The sequence below is a fragment of the Adlercreutzia mucosicola DSM 19490 genome, from assembly GCF_000422625.1.
Taxonomy (GTDB): Bacteria; Actinomycetota; Coriobacteriia; order Coriobacteriales; family Eggerthellaceae; genus Adlercreutzia; species Adlercreutzia mucosicola.
In genome coordinates, this window is sequence record NZ_AUGK01000012.1 from 24,656 (window position 1) to 38,165 (window position 13,510).

The 13,510-nt window shown below is 67.6% G+C and carries 14 protein-coding genes; all 14 read right to left on the minus strand.

Features of this window, described 5'->3' with window-relative positions; all coding sequences use genetic code 11:
• Positions 1-181: 181 nt before the first annotated feature.
• The gene (gene rpmF / locus G503_RS0107850) at positions 182-361 is read right to left on the minus strand and encodes a 50S ribosomal protein L32 (RefSeq protein ID WP_028027145.1); all 180 of its coding nucleotides are present in this window, start codon (positions 359-361) and stop codon (positions 182-184) included.
• 311 nt (positions 362-672) lie between these two features.
• Positions 673-2,040: an NCS2 family permease gene (locus G503_RS0107855; protein WP_028027146.1), complete on the minus strand. Its 1,368-nt coding sequence runs from the start codon at positions 2,038-2,040 to the stop codon at positions 673-675.
• A gap of 136 nt (positions 2,041-2,176) precedes the next feature.
• Positions 2,177-2,728, minus strand: coding sequence for a YceD family protein (locus tag G503_RS0107860; protein WP_035022430.1), 552 nt, complete (start codon positions 2,726-2,728; stop codon positions 2,177-2,179).
• A gap of 72 nt (positions 2,729-2,800) precedes the next feature.
• On the minus strand, positions 2,801-3,271 hold the full coding sequence (locus G503_RS0107865; RefSeq protein ID WP_028027148.1) for an ATP synthase subunit B family protein: 471 nt from the start codon (positions 3,269-3,271) through the stop codon (positions 2,801-2,803).
• A 117-nt stretch (positions 3,272-3,388) separates the two neighbouring features.
• Positions 3,389-4,042, minus strand: a complete 654-nt coding sequence (gene rsmD / locus G503_RS14385; protein WP_084636415.1) for a 16S rRNA (guanine(966)-N(2))-methyltransferase RsmD — start codon at positions 4,040-4,042, stop codon at positions 3,389-3,391.
• 2 nt (positions 4,043-4,044) lie between these two features.
• Positions 4,045-6,168: an ATP-dependent DNA helicase RecG gene (locus G503_RS0107875; protein ID WP_235715524.1), complete on the minus strand. Its 2,124-nt coding sequence runs from the start codon at positions 6,166-6,168 to the stop codon at positions 4,045-4,047.
• Between the two features lie 59 nt (positions 6,169-6,227).
• Positions 6,228-7,859, minus strand: a complete 1,632-nt coding sequence (locus G503_RS0107880; RefSeq protein WP_028027150.1) for a DAK2 domain-containing protein — start codon at positions 7,857-7,859, stop codon at positions 6,228-6,230.
• 61 nt (positions 7,860-7,920) lie between these two features.
• Positions 7,921-8,268: an Asp23/Gls24 family envelope stress response protein gene (locus G503_RS0107885; protein WP_028027151.1), complete on the minus strand. Its 348-nt coding sequence runs from the start codon at positions 8,266-8,268 to the stop codon at positions 7,921-7,923.
• Positions 8,269-8,449: 181 nt separating this feature from the next.
• Positions 8,450-8,641: a 50S ribosomal protein L28 gene (rpmB, locus tag G503_RS0107890; RefSeq protein WP_028027152.1), complete on the minus strand. Its 192-nt coding sequence runs from the start codon at positions 8,639-8,641 to the stop codon at positions 8,450-8,452.
• Positions 8,642-8,731: 90 nt separating this feature from the next.
• A complete protein-coding gene (locus G503_RS0107895; protein ID WP_028027153.1) occupies positions 8,732-9,451 on the minus strand; it encodes a zinc ribbon domain-containing protein in 720 nt (239 codons plus the stop codon).
• A gap of 203 nt (positions 9,452-9,654) precedes the next feature.
• Complete coding sequence (locus tag G503_RS0107900) at positions 9,655-10,575, minus strand: Nif3-like dinuclear metal center hexameric protein (RefSeq protein ID WP_051191055.1); 921 nt, start codon at positions 10,573-10,575, stop codon at positions 9,655-9,657.
• A 119-nt stretch (positions 10,576-10,694) separates the two neighbouring features.
• A complete protein-coding gene (locus tag G503_RS0107905; protein WP_028027155.1) occupies positions 10,695-11,510 on the minus strand; it encodes a histidinol-phosphatase HisJ family protein in 816 nt (271 codons plus the stop codon).
• A 9-nt stretch (positions 11,511-11,519) separates the two neighbouring features.
• Positions 11,520-12,722: a cysteine desulfurase family protein gene (locus G503_RS0107910; protein WP_028027156.1), complete on the minus strand. Its 1,203-nt coding sequence runs from the start codon at positions 12,720-12,722 to the stop codon at positions 11,520-11,522.
• Between the two features lie 4 nt (positions 12,723-12,726).
• Entirely contained in the window at positions 12,727-13,437 is a 711-nt protein-coding gene (gene rpe, locus G503_RS0107915; protein ID WP_028027157.1) for a ribulose-phosphate 3-epimerase, read from the minus strand.
• Positions 13,438-13,510: the final 73 nt, after the last annotated feature.

The window sequence follows — 13,510 nt, forward strand, 5'->3', positions numbered from 1 at the left end:
CGAAAAGCGGACGATGCGTCCCCGACCCTACCTGCGCGCAGCGTGGGCACGATCGGAGGCGCGACGGCCTATAGCCAAAAAGCCCCCTGGCAAACCAGGCTCTACCAGCTTGGAATGCGAGGAGGCTTTGCCGACATCACGGAAGGCACCTGAACCTTCCGTGACCGTCAACACCTGGGGACTACTCCGTCTCGATGACCTCACGGTCGCGATAGTAACCGCAGTTACCGCACACGCGGTGGGGAAGCTTCACTTCGCCACACTGCGGGCACACGGAACGGGCGGGCATGGAGATCTTGTCGTTGGTGCTGCGACGGGCATGGGTGCGGGCACGGCCCATTTTGCGCTTAGGTACTGCCATCTCGATTACTCCTTCTATAGCTGGAACGACGGGTGCCGCTCACAACTTCTTCTGTAAACGCACGATCTGGTATGTTATCAAACCCGTACCCCCGTCGCAAGAGGGAATATATCCCGATTTCGCCAACGGCACGGGTTTTCCAGATTCCCTCTTCATCTCCCTCCGGGGGGGGAAGGGGCGGAGAGCCCCGTGCTCAAACAAGTCCGCGCTTTGGCAAAAAGAGAGGCAAGAACAGTACCCCTCCTTTCCCGGTCTGCGGAATCTGCGCGCAGGGCACGCCGCCCCTTCCTCCCCTTCCTCTCTGCGAAGCGCTACATCACCAAGGTCGCGATGCGCAAAAGGAACAGGGCGGCGGCGATCCACATGACCCAATGAATGTCCTTGGCGCGGCCCTGGCAGATGCGCACGATCACGAAGGCCAGGATGCCGAACATGATGCCGTTGGCGATGGAGTAGGTAAACGGCATCATGATGATGGCCAGAAAACCGCCCACGGCGCCGGCGGCATCCTCGGAGAAGTCCATCTTGGTCACCGAGGACATCATGAGCAGGCCCACCCACACGAGCGCCGGCATGGTGGCGAAGCTGGGGATGGCCAAGAAGATGGGCGAGAACACCAGCGCCATCACGAACAGCAGGCCCGTGGTCAGGGCCGTCAGTCCCGTGCGGCCGCCCGCGGCCACACCCGCGCTGCTCTCCACGTAGCTCGTCGTGGTGGAGGTGCCCACGCAGGCGCCCACCACGGTGCCCACGGCGTCGGCCATGAGCGCCTCCTTGGCCCGAGGCAGGCGGCCCTGCTTGTCCAGCAGGCCGCCCTTGCTGGCCACGCCGATGAGCGTGCCGGCGGTGTCGAACAGATCGACGAATAGGAAGGCGAACACGATGACCGCGAAGTCCACCAGGTGGTTCAGGGCGAAGTCGAAGTTGAAGGCGAACAGATAGGGCGCCTGCAGGTTGATGCCCGCGGCCAGGCTGGGAATGAGCGAGTAGACGCCGGCCTCCGGATCGACCTGGTACCAGCCGAGAAGCTCGGCGCCGATGCCGAGCAGCCAGGTGCCCAGGATGCCCCACAAAATATAGCCGGGCACGTTGTAGTGGTACATCACGGCCACGGCGACAAGGCCGATGACCGACAGCGCCACCTGGGGCGTTGCAAACGACCCGAGATCGATGAGCGTGGAGGGGTTGTCCACCACGACCCCGGCATTCGCCAGGCCCACCAGGGCGATGAACAGGCCGATGCCCGCGGCGATGCCCAGCTTCAGGTTCTGCGGCACGTCGTTCACGAGGGCCTCGCGGAACTTGCACAGCGTGAGCAGGATGAAGATGACGCCCTCCACGAGCACCGCCGCAAGGGCGATGGTCCAGGGATCCTGGATGCCCTGCTGGGCCATGGGCACGCAGACCGAGTAGGCGAAGTAGGCGTTGAGGCCCATGCCGCTGGCCAGCGCGATGGGGTAGTTCGCGTAGAAGGCCATGAACAAGGTGCCAAAGGCCGCGGAGATGGCCGTGGCCGTGAACACGGCGCCCGGCTCCATACCCGAGGCGGACAGGATGGACGGGTTCACCGCCAGGATGTACACCATGGCCAGAAACGTGATGGTACCGGCCATGACCTCCGTTTTCACGGTGGTCCCGTGCTCCTTCAGCTTGAAGGTGCGCTCGAAGAACTGTTCCATGGGCCTCTCTTTCCGTTGGAGCTCGCTAAGGCGCCGCGGAGGGCGCAGCGTCCATCATAGCCCACCTTGGGCCGGTGCGGCGCGACATTGCCAAGTGAAAGGGAAATGAAATCACCGATCGCAGAACAGGCGCGCCCTAGACCCCGAAGTCGAAGTCCTTCAACGCCGCAAAGGGGCCGCCCGCCGCCGCGCCGCCGTCCGACGCGCAGGCGCAGGGGCCCTCGTTCAGGTTCGCGCCGCATTGGGGGCACAGGCCCTGGCACGCGTCGTCGCACAGAGGCACCAGGGGCAGCTCCAGCAGCAGGGCGCTCACGATAAGGGGCACCATGTCGATGACGTGGTTGTCGGGCAGGCGGGAGAACTCGTCGCCCTCCAGATCATCGGGGGTGACCGCATCGGCGCCGCCGATGATGAAGTAGCCCTCGATGTCGCCCTCCAGGTCGTAGGTCACCTCCTCCAGGCAGCGGGCGCAGCCGCAGGCGGCACGGGCCCGGGCCGTGCCCATCACCAACAGGGCGTCGCCGGTATTCGTGATGTCCACCGACCAGGCCACGGGTGCGGCGAAGCGGTAGGTGTCGGGGCCGGCCGCCAGCTCGCCCAAGACGGTCTCTCCCTCGAAGCGACGGCTCTCGGCGGTCTCGAAGAGCTCTTCGGGAACGTGGATCAGGTTCGGGTCGTTCTTGACCATGGCAATCTTCCTCTCAAATAAAAAGGCGCGCCTCTTAATGGGGCGCGCCGACAGGTTGGTTGTTGCGCGGGCCTAGCGCACGTTGATGGACGTGGCGTTCAGGCGGTCGCGGCAGCGGCGCGTGTTGTTCAGCAGCGTGTCGAGGCTCTGCTCGATGTGGCCGAACACCTCGTCGGCGTAGTCTTCCGCGCCGGCGCGAGTCTGGCGCTCCAGCTCGCGGGCGTCGGCCAGGATGGTATCGGCCTGCTGCTGGGAGATGCGCACGATCTCCTGCTCGCTGGCGATGGTGATGGCCTGGCTGCGGGCATCCTCGATCATGCGGTTGGCCTCCACCTCGGCGTCGTCCAGAAGGCTCTGGCGCTCGCGCACGATCTGGCGGGCCTGGGAGAACTCAGCGGGGAACAGGTCGCGAATCTCGTCCATGATGTCGAAGGCAGCGGCGATATCCACCTGGCGCAGGTTGCTCTTGCCGAAGACGGGCTTCGAGTCCTCGAGCAGGATCGAGAGCTCTTCGAGCAGCCCCAACACTCCGGTTTCGTCCATTGATGTTCCTTCCTGACTATCGCGCTGCGCTGATTGACTCCGCAAGCCTCAGCACGCAATGCATCCATGATGAGCTTTACTATTCTACCATGATGGAGAAGCTATGTAATACGACGGTTACCCCATGCACAAACGCTCCATGATGACCGGGAAGCACTCCTGCGCCCCTCCCTCGGCGGCGGACGCCTCGGGCTCGGCCGCCCGCGCCAACAGGTCGATCACCGTGTCGCCGAAGGCGCGCCGCGATGCGAGGGCCCACCCGTCGGCCGCGGCCCGGGCGTCCACAGCGTCGTTGTCGGCACCGTCGTGCTCGTAACTGATGATCACGTCGGCGGCCAGAGAACCGGCCCTATCGAGGCGCCCGATGAGATCGAAGACCTCGGTCGCCCCCAGGGCGTAGGGCGGATCGAGGAACACCAGATCGAAGGGGGCGCCCCCGGCCGCCGGGGGCCGCTTCACCACATCGGTGCGCATAAGGCGCGCCCGATCGGAGGAAAGCCCCAATGTGCGCAGGTTGCGCTCGATGGCACCGACGGCCTCGCGGTCGCGCTCGCAGAGCACCGCGCGGTCCGCCCCGCGCGAGAGCGCCTCCAGCGCCAGCGCCCCCGACCCGGCGAAAGCGTCCAGCACCACGGCTCCCGCAAAGCCGCCGCGGGCCGAGTGCAGGGCGCTCATGAGCGACTCGCGCACCCGATCGGTCGTGGGCCGAGTGCCCTGGCCCTTGGGGGCGTCCAAACGGCGCCCGCGGTATTCTCCCGCAATGATGCGCATGGCTAACCTCCTACGATTCCCTCGCCGGCGAAGGCGAGGCGCACTTCGCGGGCCATGGCCCGATGATCGGGCTCTTGCAGAAGCGGGTCCACGTCCAGCAGCGCCTGGGCGTCGCCGTGGGCGGCCTCGATGACCGCCCCGTCCCGCATGATGTTCACCAATTTCAATCCGCTCGCCCCGTGCTGGCGGTTGCCGAGGATGTCGCCCTCGCGGCGCAGCGACAGGTCGAAGGCAGCCAGCTCGAAGCCGTCGTCGGTGGTCTCCATGGCCGCCAGGCGCGCCAGGGACTCCTCGCGGTGCGACGCCGACACCAAATACACCTCGGCTGCCTTCGTGCCGCGGCCCACGCGGCCCCGCAGCTGGTGCAGCTGGGCCAGGCCGAAGCGGTCGGCGTCCTGCACGATCATCACCGTGGCGTTGGGCACGTCCACGCCCACCTCGATGACCGTGGTGGCCACGAGCACCTGGGCCTCGCCCGTGCTGAAGCGTTCCATCACGGCGCGCTTGGCCTCGGTGCCCATGCCGCCGTGCAACAGCTCCACGGTGTAATCGGCGAAGGTGGTGGAGCGCAATATCTCCGCTTCCTTGGTGGCGGCGGTCACGTCGTCGTCGAAGTCGTCCGCGTCCTCGATGGCCACGGCGGGATGGTACTCCTCCCCCGCCGCGTCGGCCGCGCCGGCCCTGCCCGCGGCCTTGGCGTCGCGCTCCTCGGCGCCCTTGCCCACGAGCGGGCAGACCACGTACACCTGCTCGCCGCGGGCCAGGGCCGCCCGCGCGCCGTCGAAGGCCTCGCCCTGGCGCTCCTTGGGCAGCACGCGCGTGGTGCGCGGCACGGCGTCGTGGGGGCGGTGCTTGATGTAGGACAGCGTGAGGTTCCCGTACAGGGCCAGGGCCAGGGTGCGGGGAATGGGCGTGGCCGTGAGGTAGAGCGCGTCGGGGGCCTCGCCTTTGGCCAGCAGCTTGGCGCGCTGGTCCACGCCGAAGCGCTGCTGCTCGTCTATGATGGCTAGCGACAGCCGCGCCGGGCGCACGTCGTCGGAGAGCAGGGCATGGGTGCCGATGAGCACGTCGATATCCCCGGCGGCGAAGGCCTCGGTGATCTGGGCGCGCTCGGCAGCGGCCGTAGATCCGGTCAGCAGGGCGCTGCGCACCCCGGCGGCCTCCAAGAGGGACCCCAGGCCCTCGGCGTGCTGACGGGCCAACACCTCGGTGGGGGCCAAAAGCAGGGCCTGGCAACCGCTGTCGGCGGCAGCGGCCAGGGCGAAGCCGGCCACGACGGTCTTGCCCGTGCCCACATCCCCGAGCAGCATGTGGTTCATCACCGCGGGGGCCGCCATGGCCTCCAAGATGTCATCGCGGGCCCGCTCCTGCTCGCCGGTGAGCGCGAAGGGCAGCGCCCCGGCGAAGGCGCCCACGCGCTCGCCATCGGTCACGTGCTCGCACGGGGCCGCGCCGGCGGCACGCTCGGCCCCCTCCTGCATGAGGAACAGCTCCAGGTACAGCAGCTCCTCGTAGACGAGCCGGCGCCGTGCCTCGGCCGCCTCGGCCATGGTAGTGGGAAAGTGGATGGCGCGCAGGGCGGCGCTGCGGCTCATCAGGCGGTAGCGCAGGCGCAGCCCCAAGGGCAGCGGGTCGAAGGCGCCCTCCACCTCTTCCAAGCCGTTGGCCACGATGCGGCGCACCCAAGCGGCCGTCAGCTTCTCGGTGGCCGGGTGCACCGGCACCACCGAGCCGGCCAGGGCCGGCCCCTCCCCTTCCCCGATCACCTCGATGAAGGGGTTGGTCATGCGCTTGTAGCCGTAGTCGAAGGTCACCTTGCCCGACACTGCCACGCCGTCCCCCGCCTTGATCTGATCCATGAGCCAGGGCTGGCGAAAGGCCGTCACCATGAGGATGCCCGTCTCGTCCACCAGAGCGATCTCCACGAGCTTCAGGTTGTAGCGGGGCTTCTTCAGCTTGATCTCGTGCACCGTGCCGCGGATGGTGCACATCTCGCCGATACGGGCCGTGGCGCAGGTCTCCACCTGCGACAGGTCGATGTAGGAGCGCGGGAAGTGGGTCACCAAATCGCGCACCGTGCGCACGCCGAGCTTCTCGAGGGCCCGCGCGCGGGCGGGACTAACCAAACGGACCCGTGAAACGGGTCCGTCCAATGCCAAAGTTGCCTTTTCGCGATCGATGGCCACTACTCGACCGAGAAAATGATCGGGTAGAGCGGCTGCTCGCCGCGCTGGGCGTCCACCTCCAGGTCCTCGAAGGCCTCCTCCACCGACGCGACCAGGGCCTCCAAGTCATCATCGGAATAGCCCTCGCCGGCCAGGATGGTGCAGGTATCGGCCTCATCGGCCTCCATCTTTTCCAGCAGCGTGAGCACTGCGCCCTCGATGGTGGCATCCACCGCCTCGATGGAGCCGTCGGCGATGCCGATGACGTCGCCTTCGGCAATGGGGTTGCCCGCGGCGTCCTTGGAATCGCGGGTGGCCCAGGTGACCTCGCCGGTCTTCACCGCGCGGGCCGCCTCGGTCATCTCCTCCACGTTGGTCTGAAGAGACGCGTCCTCATCGATGCAGAACAGGGCCGAAAACGCCTGGGGCACCGATTTGGTGGGCACCACGGCGCACGGAGTCTCGGACAGCTCGGCGGCGGAATTGGCGGCCATGATGATGTTCGAGTTGTTCGGCAGGATGATGACGGCATCGGCGTTCACCGAGCCGACGGCATCCAGCAAATCCTTCGTGGAGGGGTTCATGGTCTGGCCGCCGGAGACGACCACATCCACCCCGAGGCTCTTCAGGATGGCGGCGTTGCCCTCGCCCGCGGCCACGGCCACAAAGCCCAGGGGCTTGCGCTCGGCCGCTTCCTCGGCGGCCAGCTTCTCGGTGCGCTCGGCGGACTGGATCTGCATGTTGTGGATGAACACCTCGGACACCTGGCCGTGATCGAGGAAGTAGGCCAGCACCTTGTCGGGGTGGTCGGAGTGCACGTGCACCTTGAACTTCGGCACCTCGCCCACGCACAGCTCGCAGTCGCCCATGGTGGACAGGAAGTTCAGCGCCTCCTCGCGGTCGAGGCTGTCGGAATCCACGAGGAACTCGTTGCAGTAGCGGAACTGGGAGCCCTCCCAGTCGTTCACCTGCTCGATCTCCACCTTCGGGTGCGCCCCGCGGGCGAAGGACAGCTCATCGACCATGGTGCCCGCCCGCCCCAGCAGGGCAGCGGTGAAGGCGTCGAAGATGATGGCGAGGCCGAAGCCGCCGGCATCCACCACGCCGTGCTCCTTCAGCACCGGCAGAAGGTCGGGGGTGCGCTGCACCGAGGCGTAGGCCTCAGCCACGATGGCGTCCAGGGCCTCGGGCGTGTCCAGCCCGGCCTCGGCGGCGTTCTTCGCCGCGGCGGCCGCGTCGCGCAGCACCGTGAGGATAGTGCCCTCCACCGGCTTGCGCACGGCCTGGAAGGCCACCTCCACGGCCTTGGCGAAGGCGGCGGTCACCGATTCGGTGTCGAAGGTGTCGAAGGGCTGGCTGCCCTCGCACAGACCGCGCAGGATCTGGGAGGTGATGACGCCGGAATTGCCGCGGGCGCCCATGAGCGCACCGGTGGTGACGGCCTTGCGCACCTCGGCGGCCGTGGCCCCGATGGGCAGACCGGCCACGTTGCCCACCACACTCTGGATGGTAAGCGACATATTGGTGCCGGTGTCGCCGTCGGGCACGGGGAACACGTTGAGGCGGTTGACCTCCTCTTTGCGCTCGTCGAGGGACTTGGCGGCGGCAGCCACGGCGTTCAAGATGTTGTTGGAAGAATAGGTAGTAGACATGAGGGATTGTTTCTCCTTCAAGGGCGCGGGGAGAATCCGCCGGCGCCCGACTCACGGGAGCCTAGCGGCGCACCTTGACATCCATGACGTGCACGTCCACGCCGGCCAGCGGCACCCGTGCGTACTCCTTCAGCGCGAAGCTGACCTGGTCGATCAGGTTGCGCGAGACCGTGGCGATGTTGGTGCCGTACTCCACGATGATGTAGAGGTCCACATGGACCCCCTCGTCGAGGCTGTTCACCACCACGCCGCGGCGCAGGCGGCTGGCGGGCAGGATCTTCGCGATGCCGTCGGCGGCGTTGGGGGCGCACACGCCCACCACGCCGTAGCACTCCATGGCCGCATTGCCGACCAAGTCGGCCAGCACGTCGTTGGCAACGTGCAGATTGCCGGAAATCGTAGAACTCATGGGAGGCGTCCTTTCCTCTGAGTTATAGCGTACGTATAGGGGAAAGTATAGCGCAAGGAAGGTGGCGGCAAGGTTACCCGCGGTTGACCGTCGGTCATATTCCACAAACCTCGCGTCCTGCCGCGAAACGCAGAAAAGCCCGCAACGCGGGCTTTTGAGCTTCAGCACCAAAGGAAAGGAGCTAGGCCCTTTCCACCTTCCCGGCCTTCATGCAGGAGGTGCACACGTTGGCGCGGCGGACATGGCCCTTCGCGTCGCGGATGGTGACCTTCTGGATGTTGGGACGGAACATACGGTTGCTCACACGATGAGAGTGGCTGATGCTACGACCAGCGACGGGGTGCTTACCGCAAACTTCGCAAACCTTGGACATTTCTTATCACTCCATTAATACCAATTACCACTGTCTATGACAAAAGCCTGCCTACTATAGCACAGGACCCCTGTACCTTACAAGAAGAATTTACGCGATTACCAGAAGGCGCTTGCATGCGGGGCAGGTGCCGAGCGGTGCCTGGCTGCGCAGGTCGATAAGGCGGCCACCGTCGATGGGCGCGCGGCACACGCCGCAGCGGCTGCCGTCCAGAACGCCGATGGCCACGCCGCCGGCGCGCTCGACGATGCGGTCGTAGGCACGGGCCAGATCGGCATCCACCCGGGCTTCCACCTGGCCGCGCTGGGCCTCCAGCTTGGCGATGGCCAGCTTCAGATCGCCCCCCTGCTTCTGGAAGGAGTCGATGGCCTGCTGCTCTTTCGCGGCGATCTCGTCGAGGGCCTGGCTGATCTGGGCCTCGATGGCGGCCACCTTGTCCAGCTCGGCGGCGACCACGGCACGGTCCTCGGCGATGGTGCCGCGGCGGCGCACGATGCCGGCCAGCTCCTTGGTGCGGGCCTCCACGTTGCGGAAGTCGCCGTGGGCCGCATCGATGGCCGCCTGCACCCCGGCTTCCTTCTTGGCCAGCGAGGCGTCCTCATCGTCGATGCGGGTCAGCTTGCGCGTGGTGGCGCGCTTCACCTCGACCACCTTCTCCTGCTGAGCGGCGATGGCGGCCTTCTTCTCGCGGGCCGCCATGATGATGCCGCGCTGGGGCAGCTCGTCGAGTTCCTTGGCAAGGCGCTTGATCTCCAGGTCGATGCCCTGCATCTCGAACAGGCTCTCGATATCTTCGCGCGTTGCGTCCATGGGCACCTCTCCTTTTGCTCTGAGATTTCCTCGTCCCCATGATAGGCGAAAACACCGCCGCTGAAACAGCGGGTCGGAAAAAAACTTTTTTGCCGCGGGGAAAGGGGCGCACAGGAAAACGCCCCCGGAAGCGGGGGCGTTGGCGGGATTGCCTGCAAGAGGCGCTGGCGGCTTTCTAAGATGCGCGCAAAAGGCAGAGACACCTACACGCGCACGGCCTCGGGATACCACCAGTTCTCGGACTGGTCGATCATGACGATGCGCTCATCGGGAACCCCGGCGCCCATGAGGGCCTCGGCGAGAACCGCCGCCAGCGGCAGCTCGCTCACATCGTGGCCCAGCTCGATGACGGCAAGTCCTGCCTGGGACAGCTCCAGCGCGCTGTGGTACTTCATCTCGCCGCAGATGATGACGTCGGCGCCGGCCGCCAGAGCCGCTTTGCCGGTATCACCGGCCGACCCGGTGCAGGTGACCGCGCGGCGCACCGGGGCCTCAGGGTCGCCCCACACCCGCGGGGCGCGGCCGAACACGGCCGTCGCCCGGGCCGCCAGGCGGCTCAAGGTCTCGGGGGCCTCGCCGTTGGCGGGCACCTCGCACAGCTGGCCGTAGCCCTTGCGGCGCGACGTGGCCAGCGGCTCGGCGAACTTCCCCGTGAACTTCAGCCCCAGCATGCCGGGCAGCACGCGGGCGGCCCGCGGGCTCACGTCCAGGGCCGTGTGGAAGTCCATGAGCGCCACCTGATGGCGGATGGCGGCCCACACCTCGGCGCCGGGGCATGCCGCCGCAGAGGCCTCGGGAGCGAAGGTGCCGGGCGCGTCCAGATAGGCGGGATGATGCGTCACCAGCAGGTTGGCGCCGATGGCGTGAGCCTCGGCGATGGCCTCCACCGTGGCATCCAGGGCCACGGCCACCTTGGTCACCGGCAGCGCGCGCTCGCCCACCAAAAGCCCCGTGCGGTCCCAGGGCTCGGCGTCGGCGGCGGGAAACTCCTTGAGCAGCGCCGTCTCCAGAGCACCGATGGTCACCGAAAACGTCTTCGTCGCCAGCTCGGCCGAACCGCGCCGCGACAGCGCGTCCCGCTTCGTCGGAGCGCCGGCGCGCTCTTGCTTGTTGAACAGACCCATAGCGATCAGCTTCCTTCGATTACGTTCGCCGGCCGCCTCGGCCGGCCTGTGGTCTTCATTTCGGTGCCCCGGACCCTCTGGCCCGGCACGGGCACGGCCGTGCAGCGGGCCGCAGGCACCTACTCGATGGTAATGCTTCGACGGTCCCCTGTGGCTGTCGGAACGGTAACGCTTCTATAGCCCGCCTCGTACATGAGGTCGTAGGCCCGGCGGATGTCGCGGGCCACGTTGGCCGGGTCGTGGGAATCGCATCCCACGGTACAGGGCACCCCCGCCCGGCGAAACGCCGCCAGCAGGGCCGGGGCCGGGAACATCTCGGCGCAGGCGTAGTAGGCCCCCGACGTGTTCACCTCCACCATGCGCTCGCCGGCCCGGGCCGCCTCGGCCATGGCCTCGTAGAAGGGCGCCAGGTCGAAGGTCGGGTAGTAGCCGAACTTCTTCGCCAAGTCCGGGTGGCTCATGGCATCGTAGGGGTTCGCTCGGTTCGCGGCCGCCTCGCACCACAGCTCGCCGTAGCGCCTCCAGATGGCATCGGGGGCGCCGGGCTCTTCCCAACGGGCGCGCTGGGCCGGATCGTCGAAGGCCCAGCCATCGATGAAGTGCACGCTGCCCAGCCTGAAGGCGAAGGGGGCCAGGGCCGCCTCGTCGATGGCGCGGTCCTCCAAATCTCCCAGGTAATCCATCTCAGTGCCCGTGACGAACTCGATGGAGGGGTGGGCGGCGCGGGCCGCCTCGATCTCTTCCAGGTAGCGCGGCAAGTTCGCCGCCGCCATCGACAGGTACTCGTCGGGATCGAAGGCCGCCGACAGCGGAAAGTGCTCGGTGAAGGCCAGCGTGGTCAGGCCGGCAGCAGCTGCGGCATCGGCATATTCCGCAACCGAGCCCGCCCCGTGGCCGGAATAGACGCAGTGACAATGAGTGTTCACCAACTCCATAGTAACCTCCTACCAGTTCAGCACGGATCCCAAGGCCGCCAGGAACCCGTCGACATCCGTCTCGGTGGTGTAGCGGCCCATGGACACGCGCAGGGCGTTGAAAGCGATGTCGCCGCCGATGCCCATGGCCTTGAGCACATGGCTCGGCTCGAGGGAATGGGACGAGCAGGCGCTGCCCCCGGCCACGCAGAAGCCGAGCTGATCGAAGCGCAGCACCATAGTCTCGCTCTCCCAGTCATCGGCAAGCAGGTGCACGATGTTGGGCAGGAAGTCGCGGCTGCCGGCGTCCACCTCCACGGTAGCCTGCACGCCCGACGCCGTGGCCAGGGCCGCGTACAGCCGATCGCGCAGGCGGCGCAAGCGCTCGGACTCGTCCTCCTCGCGAGCCACGGCCGCCTCCAAGGCCGCGGCGAAGCCCACGACCCCGGCGACGTTCTGGGTGCCGCTGCGCCGGCCGCCCTCCTGACCGCCCCCGAGCAGGAAGGGGGCAAAGGGGGTGCGGGAGCGCAGGTACAGGGCGCCGACCCCCTTCGGGCCGCCCACCTTGTGGGCCGATACCGAAGCGGCGTCGACCCCCAGCGCCTCCAGGTTCACGGGCATCTTTCCCACTGCCTGCACGGCATCGGTGTGGAAGAGCGCCCCGGCCCCGTGGGCCAGAGCCGCCAGCTCGGCGACGGGCTGGATGGAGCCCACCTCGGAGTTGGCGGCCTGCACCGACACGAGCACGGTGTCGGGAGTGAGAGCCTCTTCCAGGACGCGGGCCTCGATGAAGCCCTGGCGGTCGGGGCGCAGGTAAGTGACTGAAACCCCCTCGGCCTCCAGGCGCCGACAGGGCGCCAGCACAGCGTCGTGCTCGATGGCGGTGGTGATCACGTGGACGGGGCGACCGCCCTGGCCTGCCAGGCGGCGGCGCTCCCGGGCTGCGGCCGCCAGGCCGATCACGGCCGCGTCGTCGGCCTCGGTGGCCCCGGAGGTGAACACGATCTCGTCGGGCCGCCGCGCGCCCAGGGCGCGGGCTACGCGGCGTCGGGCTCCCTCCAGCTCGTCGAAGGCCGCCCGGCCCAGGCCGTAGAGCCCGTTGGCGTTGGCGTTCACGGCCAGGTTGGCGGGGCCGGGCACCCCGAAGGGTTCCATGGCCCGGGCCGCCTCCTCGCAGAGAGGGGCCGTGGCGGCGTAATCCAGATAGACGGGGAACTCGGTGGCGTTGTCCATGGCCCTACGCCTCCGCGCCGCCGGCCAGGGCGGTCAGGCGCGCAACATCGGCCGCCGCCTGCACCGTTTGCAGGGCGGCAGCCGGGTCGGCGGCCTTGAACACGGCGTTGCCGCAGACGAGCACATCGGCCCCGGCGGCGGCCACGAGCGGGGCGGTAACCTCGCCGATGCCGCCGTCCACCTGGATGAGCATGGCCTCGTTGCCCGCCGCCCGCGCGAGCGCGGCCGCCTCGGCCACCTTCCGGTCGCTGCCGGCGATATAGCTCTGTCCCGAGAAGCCCGGCTCCACGGACATGACGAGCGCCATATCCAAGTCGGCGACGACCGGCGCCAAGGCAGACACCGGGGTCTTGGGCTTAAGGGCCACGGCGGCCTTGCATCCGGCCTCGTGGATCATGGCCACGGCGCGCACGAGCTCCTCTTCGGTGAGCACTTCGGCGTGCACGTTCACCAGATCGGCCCCGGCCTCGATGAACCAGGGGATCTCGGTCAGGGGGTTGTCGATCATGAGATGCACGTCGCAGACGAGCGAGGTGGCGGCCTTGAGCTGCTTCAGCAGCGGCACCCCCATGGTCAGGTTGGGAACGAAGTGGCCGTCCATGACGTCGATATGGACGAAGGCCGCGCCGGCCTGCTCGATCATGGCGATGTCGTCGGCCAAGTGCATGAAGTCGGCCGACAAGATGGACGGGGCGATTTTCACTGGTTGGTACATGATGCGCATCCTCATCTCGCGAAGTTCCAGTGACGCTATTTTAGCGCACGGGGCCCCGCGCGGCAGCGTATAA

Coding starts and splice junctions, on each gene's coding strand:
- rpmF (WP_028027145.1), bottom strand. CDS start 361: ATGGCAGTACCTAAGCGCAAAATGGGCCGTGCCCGCACCCATGCCCGT.
- G503_RS0107855 (WP_028027146.1), bottom strand. CDS start 2,040: ATGGAACAGTTCTTCGAGCGCACCTTCAAGCTGAAGGAGCACGGGACC.
- G503_RS0107860 (WP_035022430.1), bottom strand. CDS start 2,728: ATGGTCAAGAACGACCCGAACCTGATCCACGTTCCCGAAGAGCTCTTC.
- G503_RS0107865 (WP_028027148.1), bottom strand. CDS start 3,271: ATGGACGAAACCGGAGTGTTGGGGCTGCTCGAAGAGCTCTCGATCCTG.
- rsmD (WP_084636415.1), bottom strand. CDS start 4,042: ATGCGCATCATTGCGGGAGAATACCGCGGGCGCCGTTTGGACGCCCCC.
- G503_RS0107880 (WP_028027150.1), bottom strand. CDS start 7,859: ATGTCTACTACCTATTCTTCCAACAACATCTTGAACGCCGTGGCTGCC.
- G503_RS0107885 (WP_028027151.1), bottom strand. CDS start 8,268: ATGAGTTCTACGATTTCCGGCAATCTGCACGTTGCCAACGACGTGCTG.
- rpmB (WP_028027152.1), bottom strand. CDS start 8,641: ATGTCCAAGGTTTGCGAAGTTTGCGGTAAGCACCCCGTCGCTGGTCGT.
- G503_RS0107895 (WP_028027153.1), bottom strand. CDS start 9,451: ATGGACGCAACGCGCGAAGATATCGAGAGCCTGTTCGAGATGCAGGGC.
- G503_RS0107900 (WP_051191055.1), bottom strand. CDS start 10,575: ATGGGTCTGTTCAACAAGCAAGAGCGCGCCGGCGCTCCGACGAAGCGG.
- G503_RS0107905 (WP_028027155.1), bottom strand. CDS start 11,510: ATGGAGTTGGTGAACACTCATTGTCACTGCGTCTATTCCGGCCACGGG.
- G503_RS0107910 (WP_028027156.1), bottom strand. CDS start 12,722: ATGGACAACGCCACCGAGTTCCCCGTCTATCTGGATTACGCCGCCACG.
- rpe (WP_028027157.1), bottom strand. CDS start 13,437: ATGTACCAACCAGTGAAAATCGCCCCGTCCATCTTGTCGGCCGACTTC.